The sequence below is a fragment of the Streptomyces phaeoluteigriseus genome, from assembly GCF_001896135.2.
In the GTDB taxonomy this organism is placed as follows: domain Bacteria; phylum Actinomycetota; class Actinomycetes; order Streptomycetales; family Streptomycetaceae; genus Streptomyces; species Streptomyces phaeoluteigriseus.
Map to the genome: position 1 here is coordinate 216,303 of NZ_MPOH02000009.1, position 19,342 is coordinate 235,644.

Annotated in this window: 16 protein-coding genes and 2 pseudogenes; 6 read left to right on the forward strand and 12 right to left on the reverse strand. The window is 71.6% G+C overall.

Annotated features, from left to right (window positions below; genetic code table 11):
- Nucleotides 1-52: 52 nt before the first annotated feature.
- The 4 genes from BM536_RS08765 to BM536_RS08780 all read right to left on the reverse strand — a co-directional run bounded on the left by BM536_RS08765 (nt 53) and on the right by BM536_RS08780 (nt 3,584).
- A complete protein-coding gene (locus BM536_RS08765) occupies nt 53-988 on the reverse strand; it encodes a hypothetical protein (RefSeq protein WP_073492344.1) in 936 nt (311 codons plus the stop codon).
- Nucleotides 989-1,001: 13 nt separating this feature from the next.
- On the reverse strand, nt 1,002-1,298 hold the full coding sequence (locus BM536_RS08770; protein WP_003993510.1) for a DUF4193 domain-containing protein: 297 nt from the start codon (nt 1,296-1,298) through the stop codon (nt 1,002-1,004).
- A 395-nt stretch (nt 1,299-1,693) separates the two neighbouring features.
- Entirely contained in the window at nt 1,694-2,926 is a 1,233-nt protein-coding gene (locus BM536_RS08775) for a sensor histidine kinase (RefSeq protein ID WP_073492346.1), read from the reverse strand.
- A gap of 4 nt (nt 2,927-2,930) precedes the next feature.
- Nucleotides 2,931-3,584, reverse strand: a complete 654-nt coding sequence (locus BM536_RS08780; RefSeq protein WP_020125132.1) for a response regulator transcription factor — start codon at nt 3,582-3,584, stop codon at nt 2,931-2,933.
- A gap of 416 nt (nt 3,585-4,000) precedes the next feature.
- Between BM536_RS08780 and BM536_RS41155 the strand changes: the two genes are divergently transcribed.
- Nucleotides 4,001-4,174, forward strand: coding sequence for a hypothetical protein (locus BM536_RS41155; RefSeq protein WP_170109890.1), 174 nt, complete (start codon nt 4,001-4,003; stop codon nt 4,172-4,174).
- A 109-nt stretch (nt 4,175-4,283) separates the two neighbouring features.
- On the opposite strand, the gene BM536_RS08785 is transcribed toward BM536_RS41155, so the two are convergent.
- Together BM536_RS08785 and BM536_RS08790 are read right to left on the reverse strand one after the other, a co-directional pair.
- Nucleotides 4,284-5,099, reverse strand: a complete 816-nt coding sequence (locus BM536_RS08785) for an inositol monophosphatase family protein (RefSeq protein ID WP_073492348.1) — start codon at nt 5,097-5,099, stop codon at nt 4,284-4,286.
- 8 nt (nt 5,100-5,107) lie between these two features.
- On the reverse strand, nt 5,108-6,235 hold the full coding sequence (locus BM536_RS08790) for a ferrochelatase (RefSeq protein WP_073492350.1): 1,128 nt from the start codon (nt 6,233-6,235) through the stop codon (nt 5,108-5,110).
- A 246-nt stretch (nt 6,236-6,481) separates the two neighbouring features.
- Here BM536_RS08790 and BM536_RS08795 point away from each other — a divergent pair, with 246 nt between their 5' ends.
- Together BM536_RS08795 and BM536_RS08800 are read left to right on the forward strand one after the other, a co-directional pair.
- Nucleotides 6,482-7,720, forward strand: a complete 1,239-nt coding sequence (locus BM536_RS08795; protein WP_073492352.1) for an MFS transporter — start codon at nt 6,482-6,484, stop codon at nt 7,718-7,720.
- Nucleotides 7,680-8,999 carry a D-arabinono-1,4-lactone oxidase gene (locus tag BM536_RS08800; protein WP_073492354.1) on the forward strand — a complete coding sequence of 440 codons (1,320 nt, stop codon included), beginning with the start codon at nt 7,680-7,682 and terminating at the stop codon, nt 8,997-8,999. Before BM536_RS08795 ends, BM536_RS08800 begins: the two co-directional genes overlap by 41 nt.
- Here the strand turns inward: BM536_RS08800 and BM536_RS08805 are convergent.
- Nucleotides 8,923-9,708 carry a hypothetical protein gene (locus tag BM536_RS08805; protein WP_094102775.1) on the reverse strand — a complete coding sequence of 262 codons (786 nt, stop codon included), beginning with the start codon at nt 9,706-9,708 and terminating at the stop codon, nt 8,923-8,925. The genes BM536_RS08800 and BM536_RS08805 overlap by 77 nt on opposite strands.
- Before the next feature lie 482 nt (nt 9,709-10,190).
- Between BM536_RS08805 and sepH the strand changes: the two genes are divergently transcribed.
- Complete coding sequence (gene sepH, locus BM536_RS08810) at nt 10,191-11,222, forward strand: septation protein SepH (RefSeq protein ID WP_073492361.1); 1,032 nt, start codon at nt 10,191-10,193, stop codon at nt 11,220-11,222.
- A 135-nt stretch (nt 11,223-11,357) separates the two neighbouring features.
- On the opposite strand, the gene BM536_RS08815 is transcribed toward sepH, so the two are convergent.
- Nucleotides 11,358-12,206, reverse strand: a complete 849-nt coding sequence (locus BM536_RS08815; protein WP_094102776.1) for a sulfurtransferase — start codon at nt 12,204-12,206, stop codon at nt 11,358-11,360.
- 298 nt (nt 12,207-12,504) lie between these two features.
- On the opposite strand from BM536_RS08815, the gene BM536_RS08820 reads away from it, so the two are divergent.
- Complete coding sequence (locus BM536_RS08820) at nt 12,505-13,308, forward strand: VOC family protein (RefSeq protein WP_073492363.1); 804 nt, start codon at nt 12,505-12,507, stop codon at nt 13,306-13,308.
- Between the two features lie 54 nt (nt 13,309-13,362).
- Here BM536_RS08820 and BM536_RS08825 read toward each other — a convergent pair.
- The 4 genes and pseudogenes from BM536_RS08825 to BM536_RS08840 form a co-directional block, all read right to left on the reverse strand.
- Nucleotides 13,363-14,009 (reverse strand): annotated as a pseudogene (locus tag BM536_RS08825) (thymidine kinase).
- Nucleotides 14,010-14,064: 55 nt separating this feature from the next.
- Nucleotides 14,065-15,255 carry an alkaline phosphatase family protein gene (locus tag BM536_RS08830; protein ID WP_094102777.1) on the reverse strand — a complete coding sequence of 397 codons (1,191 nt, stop codon included), beginning with the start codon at nt 15,253-15,255 and terminating at the stop codon, nt 14,065-14,067.
- The gene (locus tag BM536_RS08835; protein WP_386709914.1) at nt 15,255-15,842 is read right to left on the reverse strand and encodes a DUF5998 family protein; all 588 of its coding nucleotides are present in this window, start codon (nt 15,840-15,842) and stop codon (nt 15,255-15,257) included. Before BM536_RS08835 ends, BM536_RS08830 begins: the two co-directional genes overlap by 1 nt.
- 52 nt (nt 15,843-15,894) lie before the next feature.
- Nucleotides 15,895-18,787: pseudogene (locus BM536_RS08840) on the reverse strand (bifunctional acetate--CoA ligase family protein/GNAT family N-acetyltransferase).
- A 178-nt stretch (nt 18,788-18,965) separates the two neighbouring features.
- Between BM536_RS08840 and BM536_RS08850 the strand changes: the two are divergent.
- Nucleotides 18,966-19,247, forward strand: coding sequence for an HPr family phosphocarrier protein (locus BM536_RS08850; RefSeq protein WP_073492738.1), 282 nt, complete (start codon nt 18,966-18,968; stop codon nt 19,245-19,247).
- The last annotated feature ends 95 nt before the right edge of the window (nt 19,248-19,342 follow it).

The window sequence follows — 19,342 nt, forward strand, 5'->3', positions numbered from 1 at the left end:
GGGCGACCGCGGCGCAGGCAGAAGTTCCGCCTCCGCCGCGTGAAGACCTCGCTCAGCCCTCGATCTCCCGATCGTCCCGCAGGGGCAGCGGGTTCTCCGGCTTCTCCAGAGGCGGCAGTTCGGGCAGCGCGTCCCACGGCACCTGCATCCTGCGCAGGTCGGCCCGGACCTTGACGGCCAGCTTCTTGGTGTCCCGGCGGTTCATGAGCGCGCCCACGGCGGCACCCACCAGGAAGGGCATGAGGTTCGGCAGGTCGCGGACCATGCGCTTCATGATCTGCTGCCGCAGTTCGCGCTTCATCTGGCCGCCCAGCGCGGAATTGAACGAGGCGGGCTTCAGTACGTCCACCCCGCGTTCGCCCGACCACGAGCGCAGATAGGCGGAGCTGCGTTCGACGAGGTTCCCGGCGGGTCGTACGCCGTAGACCTCATGCAGTTCGGCGATCAGTTTCAGCTCGATCGCCGCCACGCCGGTGATCTCCGCGGCGATCTCGGCCGGCATCGCCGGAGGTACGGGCAGCATGGCCGCCGCGCCGACGCCCGCGCCCACGGTGGAGGTGGCCTTCGCCGCGCCCGCCACGAGCTTGTCCGCGAGCTGCTCCGGCCCGAGCCCGGGGAACTGCCGACGGAGCGTCCGAAGATCCCGTACGGGGATCCGCGGGGCCATGTCGATGATCCGGTCCGCGAGGTGGGCGATGCCCGCCCTGGCGCGGCTGCCGCCCCTGCGGGCGCCTTCCTTGGCCAGGTCCACCGCCTTGTGGCGGATCGCCGCAGCCCGTCGCCTGGCGACGGGCGCGGCGCCCTGAGCCGGTGCCGGGACGTCACCCCGGTCACCCGCCACTTCGAGCGAGGCCGATCCCGCAGGGACAACTCCCCTGCCGGATGAGCCTCGCTCGTCGTCACGCACGCCGTGAGGGCCGTCGGACGGCCCCTTGTCCGCTCCCGACAGGAGGAAGCGGCGCTTCCGAGGAGGGGTCGAGCCAGTCACGGCCGACCCGCCCTCAGTCGCAGTCGCGGCAGATCGGCTGGCCGTTCTTCTCACGGGCCAGCTGGCTGCGGTGGTGCACCAGGAAGCAGCTCATGCAAGTGAACTCGTCCTGCTGCTTGGGCAGAACCCGGACAGCCAGCTCCTCGTTGGAGAGGTCTGCGCCGGGCAGCTCCAGGCCTTCTGCGGCCTCGAACTCGTCGACATCGACTGCGGAGGCGGACTTGTCGTTCCGCCGGGCCTTCAGTTCTTCAAGGCTGTCTGAGTCAACGTCGTCGTCGGTCTTGCGTGGGGTGTCGTAGTCGGTTGCCATTTCGCCTCTCCCCCTCTGGGTATCTGCGGTGTCTCCAGCGCACGTAACGCGTGAGAGGCCGGACTTGTGCCCGCCTCGAGGCGGAGATTTTGCCTCACATCAAGGTCTGTTACTCAATCGACACCCAACCGGACTCATCGAGAGTGATCGGCTTGGATGGCGATCGGGACCGTACACGGTCCGAACGCCGCACTTCAAAAGCGCCTCACCGTGTACTTCCCGTGATCAGGACCCCGGAAAACCCGGTGTTTCCGGGCTTTCCGGCAGCATTGATGATCACGGAGCGTAGAGGGCCGGAAATTCGCCCTTGTGATCGATCACACACGGGGAAGCCCGATCAAGGGCCCAAAAATTCCGCGTAAAGCGAACAAGCCCACGTAGGTAGCGGCATGTTCTCAGAGCGGCAGGCTGACTCGCATCACGAGCCCTCCTCCCTCGCGCGGCTGGGCCGCGATATGGCCGCCGTGCGCCCGTGCCACTGAGCGCGCGATCGACAGGCCGAGCCCGACGCCCTTGTCACTGCCCGTACGTTCCGTGCGCAACCGCCGGAAGGGCTCGAAAAGATTGTCGATCTCGTAAGCGGGGACCACCGGGCCCGTATTGGACACGACGAGGACCGCCTGGCCGTGCAGGACCTCAGTGGTCACCTCGACCCAGCCGTCCTCGGGGACGTTGTAGCGCACGGCGTTCTGCACCAGGTTAAGCGCGATCCGCTCCAGCAGGACGCCATTGCCCTGCACGACGGCGGAATCCCGCTTCCCGCGGATCTTCACGCCCTTCGCCTCCGCCTCGCCGTGCACCTGATCGATGGCCTGCCCTGCGACCTCCGCCAGGTCGACCGGCTTGCGCTCGACGATCTGGTTGTCGCTGCGGGCGAGCAGCAGCAGGCCCTCCACGAGCTGCTCGCTGCGTTCATTGGTGGCCAGCAGCGTCTTGCCGAGCTGCTGGAGCTCCACCGGCGCGTTCGGGTCCGAGAGGTGCACTTCGAGCAGCGTGCGGTTGATCGCCAGTGGCGTTCTCAGTTCGTGCGAGGCGTTCCCGACGAAACGCTGCTGCGCGGTGAACGCGCGCTGCAACCGCTCCAGCATGTCGTCGAAGGTGTCGGCCAGTTCCTTCAGCTCGTCGTCCGGCCCGTCCAGTTCGATACGGCGGGACAGGTCCGAGCCCGCCACGGAGCGCGCGGTACGAAGGATCCGGCCGAGCGGGGCGAGCACACGGCCGGCCATCGCGTAACCGAAGGCGAACGCGATCACGGCGAGTCCGAGAAGGGCCAGCAGGGAGCGGCTGAGCAGGTCGTCCAGGGCGTGCTGGCGCTGCTGATTGGCACACTCGTTCATCGCGCGGTTGAGTTCGCTGGCGGTCGGCTCGTTCGGGAAGTTGCAGATGTCGCTGGCGACCTGTCCGGCGAGGATCTTGAAGGGCAGATCACTGCCCACGTTCAGCGCGTTCGCCGCCAGCAGATAGATGATCGACAGCAGCAGGATGCCGGCGATCAGGAACATTCCGCCGTACAGCAGCGTGAGCCGTATCCGGATGGTGGGCCGCAGCCAGGGGAAGGGGGCCTGCGGCCGCCTCGGGTCCCAGGTGGGCTTGGGCGGCGCCTGGGGAGGCGCTGGAGTCGTGGCCACGGGCTCAGATCCGGTAGCCGGAACCGGGGACGGTGACGATCACCGGCGGTTCGCCGAGCTTGCGGCGCAGGGTCATGACGGTCACGCGCACGACGTTGGTGAACGGGTCGGTGTTCTCGTCCCACGCCTTCTCCAGCAGCTGCTCCGCGGAGACGACGGCACCCTCGCTGCGCATCAGCACCTCCAGGACGGCGAACTCCTTCGGGGCCAGCTGCACCTCCTTGCCGTCACGGAAGACCTCGCGGCGGTTCGGGTCGAGCTTGATGCCGGCGCGCTCCAGGACGGGCGGCAGCGGCAGGCTGGTGCGCCGGCCCAGGGCACGCACGCGTGCGATCAGCTCGCTGAAGGCGAAGGGCTTCGGGAGATAGTCGTCGGCGCCGATCTCCAGGCCCTCGACGCGGTCGCTGACGTCGCCGGAGGCAGTGAGCATCAGCACGCGGGTGGGCATGCCCAGCTCCACGATCTTGCGGCAGACGTCGTCGCCGTGCACGAGCGGGAGGTCACGGTCGAGGACGACCACGTCGTAGTCGTTCACGCCGATGCGCTCCAGGGCGGCCGCACCGTCGTACACGACGTCGACGGCCATGGCCTCCCGGCGCAGTCCGGTGGCCACCGCATCGGCGAGCAGCTGCTCGTCCTCGACGACGAGTACGCGCACGTCGCTTGTCCTTCCTGTGTCCACCCGCGTAGCGCTCCGAGGGCGCACGCGGGCAGGGGGTTCGGTGAGTGTGTGCTTCCATCCTGCCCTTTTCGGCCATAAGTCGGCGGTAAGACGGGTGGGAGGGCCCTGAAGGACGGGTGTGAGGCCCGGGAATGCCAGATTTTCTCGTCGGGTTGAGGTTTCTGCGAAAGGGAGCGGGGGGAGGACGGCTTTACACCCCGCGATCACGCTCTGCATGTGCCGCAGCACCATGCGGCATTCCGCGATCCGCTCGCCGCAGAGTGGGCGTGGGTGTCCGGCACCGTCGCCGCCCGGCTGGGCAGCGCTGGGCACCTATGGGAGACGTGATCGCCCCTTCCCAACCGGCACACCCCCGTGCCACAGACCCACGACCCAGGACGAGGGGGCGCAGCATGGACGCATTCACCGCAGGACTTCTGCAGCGCATAAGGGCAACCGAGTCCGACCTGACGCGGGCTCTCGACGAGGGCGACGACTTCCTCGTGGAGGTCGAGCAGGGCGAGCTCGACGACCTGCGCCGCCTCGCCGCCGAGCACGGTGTGCAGGTCGGTGTGACGGCGGCCTGAGCAGGTCGCCCGTACGACGGAGGGGCCCCGGCGAATCCAGCGCCGGGGCCCCTTCGTGTGTTCGCGCCGGACGCCCGGTCGAAAGCCCGGTCGCCGCGGTGCGGTGCGCTCAGTCGTGCCAGGCGCCGAAGTCCTCCAGGAGCCGCTGGAGGGGCTCGAAGACGCCAGGGGTGCCGGCGATCGCCAGCTCGTGTGAGGGCCCCTCTCCGGGGCGTCCACCGGTCAGGGCGCCCGCCTCCCGGGCGATCAGGTCGCCCGCCGCGAGGTCCCAGGGGTGCAGACCGCGCTCGTAGTACCCGTCGAGGCGCCCGACGGCCACGTCACACAGGTCGACGGCCGCGGAGCCGCTGCGCCGGATGTCGCGCAGCAGCGGGATCAGTCGCCGGGCGACCTCGGCCTGGTGGGCGCGGACCGAGGTGACGTAGTTGAAGCCGGTGGAGACCAGGGCCTGCTCGAGCGGTGCCGCCGGCCGGCAGGCGATGCTGCGTTCGCCCTCCCAGGCACCGGTCGCCCACGCGCCGCCACCGCGTACCGCGCGGTACGTCTCGCCGCGCATCGGGATCGCCACGACCCCGGCGACGGTCTCGCCGTCCTGCTCCGCGGCGATGGACACCGCCCAGGTGGGCAGCCCGTAGAGGTAGTTCACGGTGCCGTCGAGGGGGTCGATCACCCAGCGGATGCCACTGCTGCCCTCGCTCGAGGCGCCCTCCTCGCCCAGGAAGCCGTCGTCGGAGCGGTGCTCGGAGATCAGGCCGGTGATCAGCTTCTCGGCCGCGATGTCCATCTCGGTGACGACGTCGATGGGGCTCGACTTGGTGGCGGCGACCGCGAGGTCGGCCGGGCGCCCGTCCCGCAGCAGTTCGCCGGCCCGGCGGGCGGCTTCCGCGGCCAGTTCGAGCAGTTCGGTGTGCAGGGGGTCGGTCACGGGGCTCCTCACGCGTACGGGCTGTCGGCGCCCGCGGCGGCGGGCTTCGGGGCACGGGACGGACAGCAGCCGACGGGACAGAGGTGGTGGCTCGGGCCGAGGGCGCCCAGGGCGCACGGGGTGACGGACCGGCCGCTCTCGACGGCGGCGCGCTCCAGGACGAGTTCGCGGATCGCGGCGGCGAAGCGCGGGTCGGCGCCGACGGTGGCCGAGCGGCGCACCGGCAGGCCCAGTTCCCCGGCCTTGGCCGTGGCCTCCGTGTCGAGGTCGTAGAGGACCTCCATGTGGTCGGAGACGAAGCCGATGGGGGCCATCACGACGGCCGGCGCCCCGGCGGCGTGCCGCTCCTCCAGGTGGTCGCAGATGTCGGGCTCCAGCCACGGGATGTGCGGGGCGCCGGAGCGGGACTGGTAGACGAGCTGCCAGGGGTGGTCGACGCCGGTGCGCTCGCGGACGGCGTCGGCGACGAGCCGGGCCACCTCCAGGTGCTCCGCGACGTACGCCCCACCGTCGCCGTGGCTCTCGACGGGGCCGGAGGTGTCCGCGGCGGCCGTCGGGATGGAGTGGGTCGTGAAGGCGATGTGGGCGCGGTCCCGAACGTCCTCGGGGAGGTCGGCGAGGGAGCGGAGCACGCCGTCGATCATGGGCTCCACGAAGCCCGGGTGGTTGAAGTAGTGCCGCAGTTTGTCGATCTTCGGCGGCTCCAGCCCTTCGGCCTCCAGCGCGGCCAGCGAGTCGGCGAGGTTCTCGCGGTACTGACGGCAGCCCGAGTACGAGGCGTACGCGCTGGTGGCGAGGACGAGGATGCGGCGGCGGCCGTCGGCGACCATCTCGCGCAGGGTGTCCGTCAGGTACGGGGCCCAGTTGCGGTTGCCCCAGTAGACCGGCAGGTCGAGCCCGTGGTCCGCGAAGTCCTTGCGCAGAGCGTCCAGCAGGGCTCGGTTCTGGCCGTTGATGGGGCTGATCCCGCCGAACAGGAAGTAGTGCTGCCCGACCTCCTTGAGGCGTTCCTTGGGGATGCCGCGACCGCGCGTCACGTTCTCCAGGAACGGGACCACGTCGTCCGGGCCTTCCGGTCCGCCGAAGGAGAGCAGGAGCAGGGCGTCGTAGGGGGTGGCGTCGAGCGCGTCTCGCATGTCTCGATCCTGCCACCCGTCACCGACAGCCCGGAAACGCCGGGTGGCGTGGCGGGCGGCTCCCGCGCGAAGAGGCGAACGGGAGGTGCGTTAGGGTTGCCTAACTCGTAAGCTGTATCAGCTGCGTACACGCCTTACCGGGCCCGCAGCACGCGTCGCATGCCTTACCGAGCCCCGCAGAGCCACCTCTTCCTCGCGCCGTGCCGAGCCGAAACGCACGCGTGACCGGACCCGACGGAGACTTCCGTGCCCAGCCCCTACCGCGCCCTGTTCGCCGCCCCCGGCTCCAGGAGTTTCTCCGCCGCGGGGTTCCTCGGTCGGATGCCGCTGTCGATGATGGGCATCGGCGTGGTCACGATGGTCTCCCAGCTCACCGGGCGCTACGGCCTCGCGGGCGCCCTCTCGGCGACCATCGCGCTGTCGGCGGCGGCGATCGGGCCGCAGATCTCGCGCATGGTGGACCGGCACGGGCAGCGCAGGGTGCTGCGGCCGGCCACGCTGGTGGCGCTCGTCGCGTCGGCGGGGCTGCTGCTGGCCGCGCACTTCGAGTGGCCGGACTGGGTGCTGTTCGTGTGCGCCGCCGCGATCGGTTCGGTGCCCTCGCTCGGCGCGATGATCCGGGCCCGCTGGGCGGCCGTGTACCGGGGGACTCCGCAGTTGCACACCGCGTACTCCTTCGAGTCCGTGGTGGACGAGGTCTGCTTCATCTTCGGCCCCATCATCTCCATCGGCCTCTCCACGGCCTGGTTCCCCGAGGCCGGCCCGCTGCTGGCGGCCTGCTTCCTCGCCGTCGGCGTCTTCTGGCTGACCGCGCAGCGGGCCACCGAGCCCGAGCCCCACCCGCAGGATCGGAAGGGCGGCGGTACGGCGATGCGCTCGCCCGGTCTGCAGGTGCTGGTGGCGACGTTCGTGGCGACGGGGACGATCTTCGGGGCGGTCGACGTGGTCACCGTCGCCTTCGCCGACGAGCAGGGGCACAAGGCCGCGGCGAGCCTGGTCCTGGCCCTGTACGCGGCCGGTTCCTGTGCGGCGGGCCTGGTCTTCGGTCTGCTGCGTCTCCGAGGAGCCCCGGAGCGACGCTGGTTGCTGGGCGTGTTCATGATGGGCGTGAGTATGATCCCCCTCCTACTGGTCGGGAACTTGCCGTTTCTGGCCGTGGCGCTCTTCGTCGCGGGCCTCGCCATCGCTCCCACGATGATCACGACGATGTCCCTCATCGAAGAGCACGTACCACGCGCGCAGCTGACCGAGGGCATGACCTGGGTGAGTACCGGGCTCGCGGTCGGGGTCGCGCTGGGCTCCGCGATCGCCGGCTGGGTCATCGACTCGGCGGGTGCGCGGGCCGGGTACGGGGTTCCGGCGGTGTCCGGGGCCGTCGCGGTCGCGGTCGGTTTCCTCGGGTACCGCCGGCTCAGCAGGCCGGCGCCGGGTCGTGGAGGCACCGTTGAGCAGCACAGCGAGCGGGAAGAGCGGCACGTGGCGTAACTGGGGCGGCAATGTCGCCTCCCGGCCGGCGCGGGAGGTCACGCCCGCGTCCGTCGACGAACTGACCGCGGCCGTGCGCCGGGCGGCCGAGGACGGGCTGACGGTCAAGGCGGTCGGCACGGGCCATTCCTTCACGTCGATCGCCGCGACGGACGGTGTGTTGATACGCCCTCAACTGTTGACCGGCATCCGCGACATTGATCGCGACGCCCTGACCGTCACCGTCGAGGCGGGCACCCCGCTGCGGAGACTCAACCTGGCGCTGGCGCGCGAGGGGCTGTCGCTCACCAACATGGGCGACATCATGGAGCAGACCGTCTCCGGAGCCGTCAGTACGGGCACCCACGGCACGGGCCGCGAGTCGGCCTCCATCGCCGCGCAGATCAAGGGACTGGAACTGGTCACGGCGGACGGCTCGGTCCTGACCTGCTCGGAGAAGGAGAACCCGGAGGTCTTCGCGGCGGCCCGGATCGGTCTCGGCGCCCTCGGTATCGTCACCGCGATCACCTTCGCCGTGGAGCCGATCTTCCTGCTCACCGCGCGCGAGGAGCCGATGCCGCTCGACAGGGTCCTCGCCGACTTCGACGAACTGTGGGCGGAAAACGAGCACTTCGAGTTCTACTGGTTCCCGCACACCGGCAGCACCAACACCAAGCGCAACAACCGCAGCGCGGGCCCGCGCAGGCCGGTGGGGCAGCTGGCCGGCTGGTTCGAGGACGAGTTCCTCTCCAACGGCGTCTTCCAGGCGGCCCAGTGGGTCGGCCGGGCGGTACCCGCCACCATCCCGGCGATAGCCCAGGTGTCCAGCAAGGCGCTCTCCGCGCGCACCTACACGGACATCCCCTACAGGGTCTTCACGTCGCCGCGCCGGGTCCGGTTCGTGGAGATGGAGTACGCCGTGCCGCGCGAGGCGGTGACCGAGACGCTGCGCGAGCTGAAGGCCATGGTCGAGCGCTCCCCCCTGCGGATCAGCTTCCCCGTCGAGGTGCGCACGGCGCCGGCCGATGACATCACCCTGTCCACCGCCTCCGGCCGCGACAGCGCGTACATCGCCGTCCACATGGTCAAGGGTGCTCCGTACCAGGGCTACTTCACCGCGGCCGAGCGCATCCTCACCGCGCACGAGGGCCGGCCGCACTGGGGCAAGATCCACACGCGGGACGCGGAGTACTTCGCCGGGGTCTACCCGCGGTTCGGCGAGTTCACGGCGTTGCGGGACCGGCTGGATCCTGACCGGCGGTTCCAGAACGACTACTTGCGGAGGGTTCTGGGGCAGTAGCGGCCCCCGTGGGCGTGGGCGTCGCCTCCGCTCCGGTTTCCGTCTCCCGGGTCGCACTCGCGCTCGGCGTGGGCTCCGGCGAGGCCGTACCGCCGTCGTCGTCCTGCGGGGACTCCGAGGCCGTGCCGTCGGCGGAGGGGGTGGCGGCTCCGGTGGCCGCGCTCTCCGGGGAGGTGGGTGCGGTGCCGGTGCCGTCGGTGGCCGGGGCGTCGTCCGGGTCGGGGTCGGTACCCGAGGACGAGGCGGTGGTGCCGGAGAGGGCGTCGCCGACGGTCGTACCGCCGTCGCCGCCGGCGGTCAGTTCGTAGGCGGTGATGCCGCCCATGGTGACGCCGAAGACCAGCGCCGCCGCGACGACCGGCCGTCTCCAGCTCCGCACGCGCGCGCGGTGGACCGTCCCCGCGGAGTACTCGCCGGGTGCGAGGGCGTTCGCCCCGCTGGGCCGGGGAACCACGGCCGCTTCCCGGAACTGCTCGCCGGTGCGGCTGAAGAAGTGCTGGAAGACGGTGCCGCCGCAGGTGGCGACGACACTCACGACGCCCACGCCGAGGATCGTGCCGTAGACACCGAAGTACGAGGCGAGCTCGGCGGCCACCACGGCGGCGACGGCGCTGCCCGCGACCTGGGGGACGCTCAGGTCGATCCGCTTCTTCCCCTTCACCTCCTCCTCGACACTCGACTCCTGGTCGGCAACGGACTGTTCACGCATTCCTGGACCTTGCCTGCCTTTCCCGTACTTGATCGACCTTCCCTACTTGATCAACCAACTGCACGAGAAAAGGGACGTACGAACGAAACCGATAGTTCCGTTTCTGGCGTTCGCGTGAAGTACGCCACGTCCAAGATCACGGAAAGCGCTTGCCAAGTCGCCAAGTCGCACCCCTTGCCTGAAGTTGGGCGGCGAGCCAATCCACGCACGTGGCCCGAATGGAGTACTGTTGCGAGCCCTGGGTCCGGTCTCCCACCAGGATGTCCGGAGCCTTGACAGGAGGGGGCCGGTTGCACAGGGTTACCGAGTTGGTCACTCAGCGTGGCGAATTGATAACCGTGCCATAACGGCGATCAAGGACCCTCGCGCGACACGCCGGGCAACTCGGCAAGGTTGTGGCAGGCTGCACCCGGGCAGGCCACACTCGACTAGCGGAAGCAGCGACGCACGTGACGTCGGCAGGCACCACCCGGGAGGTCCCCATGCCCGAACTGCGTGTCGTGGCCGTCTCGAATGACGGCACACGGCTGGTGCTGAAGGCTGCGGACAGCACGGAGTACACGCTTCCGATCGACGAGCGTCTGCGCGCCGCGGTCCGCGGCGACCGTCCCCGCCTCGGCCAGATCGAGATCGAGGTGGAGAGCCATCTCCGCCCCCGCGACATCCAGGCGCGTATACGTGCCGGCGCGACCGCGGAAGAAGTCGCGCAGATGGCAGGCATCCCCGTCGACCGCGTACGCCGTTTCGAAGGCCCCGTGCTGGCCGAGCGCGCGTTCATGGCCGAGCGGGCCCGCAAGACTCCGGTCCGCCGGCCCGGAGAGAACGCCGGGCCGCAGCTCGGTGAGTCCGTGCAGGAGCGGCTGACCCTGCGCGGAGCCGAGAAGGACACCGTCCAGTGGGACTCCTGGCGCCGCGACGACGGCACCTGGGAGGTCCTGCTCGTCTACCTGGTCGCGGGCGAACCGCACTCGGCGAGCTGGACGTACGACCCGCCCCGGCGGCTCGTCCAGGCCGTCGACGACGAGGCGCGCTCGCTGATCGGCGAGTCCGACGACCTCGCCGCGCCGGAGCCCAGCTTTCCCTTCGTCCCACGCATCGCCCGGCTGCCCCGCGACCGCACGATGGACCGTGCGCTCGATCGGCAGAGTCTGCCCGCGCCGCCCTCCGAGCCGGCCGAGGAGACCACCGGCGAGCGGGAGCGGGACTCGCTGACCAGCCTGCTGGAGGCGGTACCGAGCTTCCGGGGCGACATGGTGGTCCCGGAGATCCCCTCGGAGGAACCGGAGGAGCCCGCGGAGGAACCGGCCGTCGAGGAGCCGCCCGCGCCTGCCGCGTCCGCCGGTTCCGCCTACGCGGACGTCCTCATGCCCCGTTCCGTTGGCAGTCACCGCGACCGTCTCATCGGCTCCACCGACCGCCAGGCCGAGGCCGACGGTGTCCGCCCCGGCCGCCGCGCCGCGGTGCCCAGCTGGGACGAGATCGTGTTCGGCACCCGGCGCAAGAAGCAGGAGTGACGGGAGCGGGCAGCCGTACGGCAACCCGCCCCCCGCAGCCGCCGGTTCGCATAAGTCGGTTCGCATACAGCTTCATACGTGAGAAGGGGCCGCACCTGTTCGGTGCGGCCCCTTTTCGTGTCGCACGCGACAGGGTCACCGGGGGTCCGGGCCCACGGCGACCGGACGGGACGGGTCCGAGGACCACTCCGACCACGAACCGACGTACAGGGCCGCCGGAATCCCCGCCACCGCGAGCGCCAGCACCTCATGGGCGCCCGAGACGCCGGAGCCGCAGTACACGCCCACCTCCCTGCCGTCGGACGCCCCCAGCGACCTGAAGCGGTCCCTCAGGTCCTCGGCGGGCAGGAAGCGGCCGTCCGGGCCGACGTTGTCCGTCGTCGGCGCCGACACCGCACCGGGAACGTGTCCACCGATCCGGTCGATCGGCTCCACCTCGCCGCGGTACCGCTCGCCCGCGCGCGCGTCGAACAGCACTCCCGAGCGGGCCAGCGCCGCCGCCGCGTCCGCGTCGAGCAGTCCCGCGCCCGGGCGCGGCTCGAAGTCGCCCTCCGTGCGCACCGGAACGTCGACCGACAGCTCCCCCTGCCACGCCGTCAACCCGCCGTCGAGGACTCGCACATCCGGGTGACCCGTCCAACGCAGCAGCCACCACGCGCGGGCCGCCGCCCAGCCCTGACCGCCGTCGTACGCGACCACCGGGCGGGCGGCCGACACGCCCGCCCGGCGCATCGCGGCCCCGAAATCCGCCAGGTCCGGCAGCGGGTGACGGCCGCCCGCGCCGGACGCCCCGGCCAGTTCCCGGTCCAGGTCGACGTACACGGCGCCCGGTACGTGGCCCGACGCGTAGGCGGCCCGGCCGTCGAACGACGGCTCGCCGGCCGCCTTCGCCACGCTGAGCTGCCAGCGGACGTCCAGTACGACCGGCGGATTCTCCCCCGCCAGGGCGCTCGCGAGTTCGGATGCGGAGATGATGGCGTTCATGGCCCCCATCCTCGCGCACGTGGTGGCCAGGCCCTCCAGGTCCGGCTACTCTGCTCGGCCGGACAGGCTCGATCACGAGGCGTACGGGATCGGGCACATGCTGTTCAGCCGATCAACATCCTTCGGCAATCGCACAGAAACGGATGAGGATCCGCACACCGGGAATCTTCCCGACATGCCCGCCACGGTGCGGCGGCGCGCCCGGAGCGCGCGGCACCGTGAGTGGTGCGAGCATCGGCCCGGGGGCCGGAGTGCGGAAGCGACGCGGCCACCGCGAGTGGCCGAGGAGAGAGTGACGATGCCCGAGGCACGTGGGCCGGCCGGCCTGAACGGCGAAGCACACACTCGGTACGCGCCCGGCACACCCTGCTGGGTGAGCCTGATGGTGCATGGACTGACGGCGACCCAGGAGTTCTACGGCGAGCTGTTCGGCTGGGAGTTCCACCCCGGTCCCCAGCAACTCGGCCCGTACGTGAAGGCCCTGCTCGACGGCCGTGAGGTGGCCGGCATCGGTCAACTCCCCCCGGACCGCCATCTTCCCGTGGCCTGGACGCCCTACCTCGCCTCCGACGACGTGGACACCACCGCCGAGACGGTGCGCCTGAGCGGCGGCACGATCGGCGTCGGTCCGCTGGACGCCGGCGAGGCCGGACGCCTGGCCATCGGCTCCGATCCGGCCGGCGCGGTCTTCGGCATCTGGCAGGCGGCGGAACACCTCGGCACGGACATCACGGGCGTGCACGGCACCCCCGCCTGGAACGAGCTGCTGACCTTCGAGTCCGCGGGCGTCGTCAAGTTCTACGAGACGGTGTTCGGCTACCGCCGGGAGACGGTGGGTTCCGACGACGTCGACTACGTCACGCTGCACGTCGCGGACCGGCCGGTCGCCGGAGTCCACGGGCTGGGCAACGCGCTGCCCCGGGACCGGGGACCGCACTGGATGACGTACTTCGAGGTGGGGGACGCGGACGAGGCGGCAGCGCGGGTGGTCGGCCTCGGTGGGCTGATCCTGGCACCGGCGCACGACAGCGCGCACGGGCGCGTGGCGACGGTCACCGATCCCGAAGGAGCCCGCTTCGCCCTGATCCAGGAGCCTGCCTGAGGTGCCGGAGGCCCGCCTGACGCCTGCCGGAGGCCCGCCTGAGGCCCGCGGTGCCTAGACCTGCTGCATCGGCAGCACGTCCGGGGACAGGACCGCCGCATGAGCCGACGCGGCCGTCATACGGCGACGGTGGTGGCGTCGGCACAGGACCTCGTAGCCGACGGTGTCCGCCTGGTCGACGTCGCCGATGACGACCTGGGCCCCCTCGACGACCATCACTCCCCCGACCGTGCGGGCGTTGTGCGTGGCGCGCGCGCCGCACCAGCACAGGGCCTCCACCTGGAGGACCTCCACCCGGTCGGCCAGCTCGACGAGCCGCTGCGAGCCGGGGAACAGCTTGGAGCGGAAGTCGGTCGTGATGCCGAAGGCGTAGACGTCGATCTCGAGGTCGTCGACCACGCGCGCGAGCTGGTCGATCTGCTCCTCCGCGAGGAACTGCGCCTCGTCCGCGATCACGTAGTCCGCGCGGCCGCCCTGCGAGAGGTGGTCGACGAGATAGCCGTACAGGTCCTGGCCGTCCTGGACCTCCACCGCGTCGGTCACCAGGCCGAGGCGGGAGGACAGCTTGCCCTCGCCCGCGCGGTCGTCGCGGGTGAAGATGATGCCCTGGAGTCGCGCGCGGAGCGGTTGTGCTCTATCTGGAGAGCCAGCGTGGACTTCCCGCAGTCCATGGTTCCGGAGAAGAACACCAGCTCGGGCATGGGGAGTCGAGCACCTTTCGGTGGGGTTTCGGTGGCACGGGCGGGGCGACGGGCTTCAGGAGCGTACTTCGAGCAGGGGCACGAACTGCTCCGCCGGGGTCATGGAGCCGTGGTTGCCGACCATGGCCGATTCCTTCGGCTCGCGCTCCGAGGCGATGAGCAGGACGTCGTCCCGGGCTGCCGCGATCACGTCGCCGAGGCGGCCGTACACGCGCTCGTCGATGTGCGGGCCGAACCAGCCCGCGGCGATCGCCTCGTCCCGCGAGGCCACCCAGAACTGCTCGCCGAGCACCTCGCGCCAGCAGGTCAGGACGTCGTCCTGGGCGCCCGGTACGGCGTAGACATGGCGGGCGCGGCCCTCGCCGCCCAGCAGGGCGACGCCGGCGCGCAGCTCCCAGTCCGCGTCGAAGTCGATGCGGTGGTCCTCGTCGAAGGGCACGTCGACCATGCCGTGGTCGGCGGTGACGTGGAGCGCGCTGCGCGGCGGAAGCTGCTCGGCGAGGCGCTGGACGAGCCGGTCGACGTACATGAGCTGGCCGCGCCAGGTGTCGGAGGCGACTCCGTAGCGGTGTCCGGCCCCGTCGAGTTCGGCGTAGTACGTGTAGACCAGGGAGCGGTCGCCGGCCGCGAGCTGCTCGGCCGCGAAGTCCATGCGCTCCTCGCCGGTGAGGCGTCCGTGGAACGTGCCGCCGCTGAGCGCGACCTTGGTGAGCGGGGTGTTCTGGAAGTGGGGCGAGGACACCTGCGCGGCGTGCACCCCGGCCGCCTCGGCCAGCTGGAAGACGGTGGGATACGGCTGCCAGGCCTGCGGCGAGGTCCAAGGCTGCCAGCGGAGCTGGTTCATCAGCTCGCCGGTGGCCGGATCACGCACGGTGTAGCCGGGCAGGCCGTGCGCGCCCGGCGGGAGGCCGGTGCCGACGGAGGCGAGGGAGGTCGCGGTGGTCGCCGGGTAGCCGGCGGTGAGCGGGCGCCCGGTGCCGCCGCGGGAGCTGCCGAGGAGGCTGTGCAGGTAGGGCGCCTCGTCGCGGTGGGCCTTGATCTGCTCCCAGCCGAGGCCGTCGATCAGGAAGACGCAGTTGCGGTCGGCCGGGGTCAGCTCCGGGATCGCCGCGGTCATGCCCGGGACGCCCATACCGGCGGCCAGCGTGGGCAGCAGGTCGGCGAGCGAGCCGGAGCCGTACTCGGGGACGGGTGCGGAGGAGACGGCGAGGGGTTCCGGGTCGTCCCAGACGGCGGGCTGGGCCATTACGCGGTCAGATCCGCGGTCGCCTCGGAGAGCGACTGGGCGAAGGCGAGGGTCTGGCGCACCGTGTCCGGGCCGTCCCCGGCCTCGCTCACGCGCAGGCTGAGGTCGTCAGCCGTCGAGCTGCCGGTGTAGCCGTGGTCGGCGTCGCAGTTGGGGTCGCCGCAGGCGGCGGGCTCCAGGTCGATGCGGGAGACCGCGCCCCAGCCGATCGTCAGCACGACCTCGCGCGGCAGGCTGCCCGGCGTGTACGACTCCGGGTTGGCGACCACGCGGCTGAGGACGACCGACGAGATCCGGCTGAGCTTCACGGACTCGGTGGACGTGGTGGCGTACGGCGTCGGTGAGGTGGTGTCGGCGGCCTGCTCGTCGGTGTGGCTGACGATGAAGCGGTTGCCGGTGAGCACCAGCACGGTCACATGCCGGCGCACTTCGTTCTGATCGAACGTGGTCTCCTGGTGGACCAGGTACGACCGGATGGGCTCGCCGCCGACGGCGGCCTCCACCGCCTCGGCCACGAGGGCCGGGTAGTAGCCGCTGCGCTCGATCGCCGCACGCAGCCCCTGGGTCGTCGTACTGGTCTTGGCCATGCCCTCCATCCTACGGGGACCCACTGACTGCGAGGGACCGGTGACGGCCCCTTCAGTAGGCGGGAAGCGTCCGCGGGCCGAGGTCGTCGCGGACGGGCGGGGGCGCGAGGCGGACGGAGGCGCCGAGAACGCTCAGGCCGTGCGGGGCGACGACGACCGGCTCCAGCGTGACCGCGGCCACCTCCGGATGGTCGTCGACCAGGCGGGACACCCTGAGCAGCAGCTCCTCCAGGGCCGGGGTGTCGACGGGCGTCGAGCCGCGCCAGCCGAACAGGAGGGGGGCCGTCCGGATCGACCGGACCAGGGAGGTCGCGTCCCGGTCGGTGACCGGGATGAGGCGGTGCGCCATGTCACCGAGCAGCTGCGAGGCGGCCCCGGCGAGCCCGAACGACAGTACGGCTCCGGCCGCCGGGTCGATGACCGCCCGGACGACGGTGTCCACCCCGCGCGGGCCATCGCCTGCACCACCGGGCGCAGCTCCTGCGGGGCACCGAACAGCTCGGTCAACTCGGCGTACGTCCGCCGCAGTTGCTCCTCGTCGGCGAGGTCGAGGCGGACGCCGCCCAGGTCGGCACGGTGGCGCAGGTGCGGTGCGGTGGCCTTGAGGGCGACGGGGTAGCCGAGGGCGGAGGCGGCCTGTACGGCCTCGTCCGGGGTGGGCGCGGGGAGGGACCGCCGGACGGGGACGCCGTACCGGCCGAGCAGCTCGCAGGTCTCGTCGGTACCCAGGGTGAGACCCTGCCCGCGCGCGAGGAGCCTGCCGATGAGCGCGGCGGCGCCCCTCTCGTCGATGTCCTCGTGCTCGGGCACCTTGCCGGGGTCGGCCGCCTCGCGCCGCCACTGCGCGTACTTCACGGCCTCGGCGAGGGCGCGGACCGCGCGTTCCGCGGCGGGGGTAGGGCGGGGATGAGGTGAGCACCCTCGGGGCCTCGACGGCCCGTCGTCCCGGTCGCCGTCGTTTCGGAGGCCGTCGTTTCGGAGGCCGTCGTTTCGGAGGCCGTCGTTTCGGAGGCCGTCGTCCCGGTCCGGGGCGGCCCGGGCTCGGCCGCTTCCGCGCCCGGCGTCGCCGTGCGCGCGCGGGGGGCCGTGCTCGTCGCCGCCGACAGGGCCGCCGCGAGGCCGCCCAGCTCCACGTGCACCACGAGCACCGGCTTGGCGGGGCCGGCGGCCGCGGCCGAGCGCAGGGCCTGTGCCAGTTCCGCGTCGCCGGGGGACGCCTCGCCGATCGCCGGGATCGCGGTCACCACGACCGCGTCGCACGTCTCGTCGGCCAGGGCGTGCGCCAGGGCGGCGTGGAAGTCGTCCGCCGACGCCTCGGTGGTGAGGTCCAGGGGCGACTGCGGGCGCAGTCCTTCGGAGAGGCACGCGTCGTACGTCAGCAGCCCCAGCGACTCCGAGTTGCCGAGGATGCCCACGCGCGGTCCTCGCGGCAGCGGCTGGCGTGCCAGCAGCAGGCCCGCGTCGACCAGTTCGGTGATGGTGTCCACGCGGATCACGCCGGCCTGCCGCAGGAGGGCGGACACCGTGGCGTGGGGCAGCCGCGTGGCCCGTACGGCGTGCCCCTGGGGGGCGGAGCCGGCGCCCTGGACCACCACCAGCGGCTTGACCGCCGCCGTGCGTCGTGCGAGACGGGTGAACTTGCGCGGGTTGCCGATGGACTCCAGGTACATCAGGGCGACGTCGGTGTCGGGGTCGTCGTACCAGTACTGGAGGACGTCGTTGCCGGACACGTCCGCGCGGTTGCCGGAGGAGACGAACGTCGACACACCGGTGACCCCGGTGACGCCGCCACCCCGCCGGTGCAGCCGCGACAGCAGGGCGACGCCGATGGCGCCGGACTGGGCGAAGAGGCCGATCCGGCCGGGCCGTGGCGTCTGCGGGGCCAACGACGCGTTCAGCCGTACCTGCGGGGAGGTGTTGATGACCCCGAAGGCGTTGGGGCCGATGATCCGCATCCCGTACGCGCGCGCGTGCCGCACGAGTTCGCGCTGGCGCTCGCGTCCCTCGGGGCCGCTCTCGGCGTATCCGGCGGCGAGGACGACGAGTCCCTGCACGCCGTGCTCGCCGCACTCGGTGACGACTTCGGGCACGTGGTCGGCCGGGACGGCGACGACCGCGAGGTCGACGTGTCCGTCGATGTCGCGCACCGAGCGGTGGGCGGGCACGCCGTCGAGTTCCGTCAGGCCCTCGGGGAACGCCTTGTTCACCGCGTGGAGGTCCCCGGTGAAGCCGGCCTCCCGGAGGTTGCCGAGGACGCTGCGGCCGACGCCGCCGGGCGTGCGGCCGGCGCCGATGACGGCGACCGAGCCGGGCACCAGCAACCGCCGTACGGAGTGGGCCTCGGCGCGCTGCTCCCGCGCGCGCTGCACGGCAAGGGAGCGTTCGGTGGGTTCGAGGTCGAACTCCAGGCGGACGACGCCGTCCTCGAAGCTGCGCTTCTGGGTGTAGCCGGCGTCCGTGAACACCTTGATCATCTTGTTGTTGGCGGGGAGCACCTCGGCGGCGAACCGTCGGATGCCGCGCTCGCGCGCGACGGCCGCGATGTGTTCGAGGAGGGCGGAGGCGACGCCCCGTCCCTGGTGGGCGTCCTGCACGAGGAAGGCGACCTCGGCCTCGTCGGCGGGGGCGGTGGCGGCCATCCCGTCGGCGCCGATGCGGTCGTAGCGTACGGTGGCGATGAACTCGCCGCCGACCGTGGCCGCGAGTCCCACCCGGTCCACAAAGTCGTGGTGCGTGAAGCGGTGGACGTCCTTCGCGGACAGTCGCGGGTAGGGCGCGAAGAAGCGGTAGTACTTCGACTCGTCCGACACCTGCTCGTAGAAGCTGACCAGGCGCTCGGCGTCATCGACGGTGATGGGGCGGATGCGCGCGGTGCCGCCGTCGCGCAGCACCACGTCGGCTTCCCAGTGGGCGGGATACTCGTGGCGGTCCGACGCGCTCTGCATGGGGCCCAGAGTACGGCTCGCGTACGACAACGGCGCGAGGCAGTCTGTGGTGGGACGGAGGTCGGATCGAGGCCGCGATCCGACGACCGCACCGGGACGGGACACACGGACCGTCCTCACACGCTTCACGTGTGGAACACTGGTCTAGACAACCTGAGACACTGAAGGGCAGCATCACATGGCTGAGCGCCGCGTCAACGTCGGCTGGGCCGAGGGCCTCCACGCCCGCCCCGCTTCCATCTTCGTCCGAGCCGCCACGGCCGCAGGCGTCCCGGTGACGATCGCCAAGGCGGGCGGCAACCCCGTCAACGCGGCCTCCATGCTGGCCGTCCTCGGCCTGGGCGCCCAGGGCGGCGAGGAGATCGTTCTCGCCTCCGAGGCCGAGGGTGCGGACGCCGCCCTCGACCGGTTGGCCAAGCTGGTCGCCGAGGGTCTCGAGGAACTGCCCGAGACCGTCTGAGCCGGTTGCCGCCCACAGCGGCCGAGGAGCCGCGTCGCCCGATCCGGGTGGCGCGGCTCCGTTGTTTCCGGGCCCGGATGGAATAGCCGGAGCCA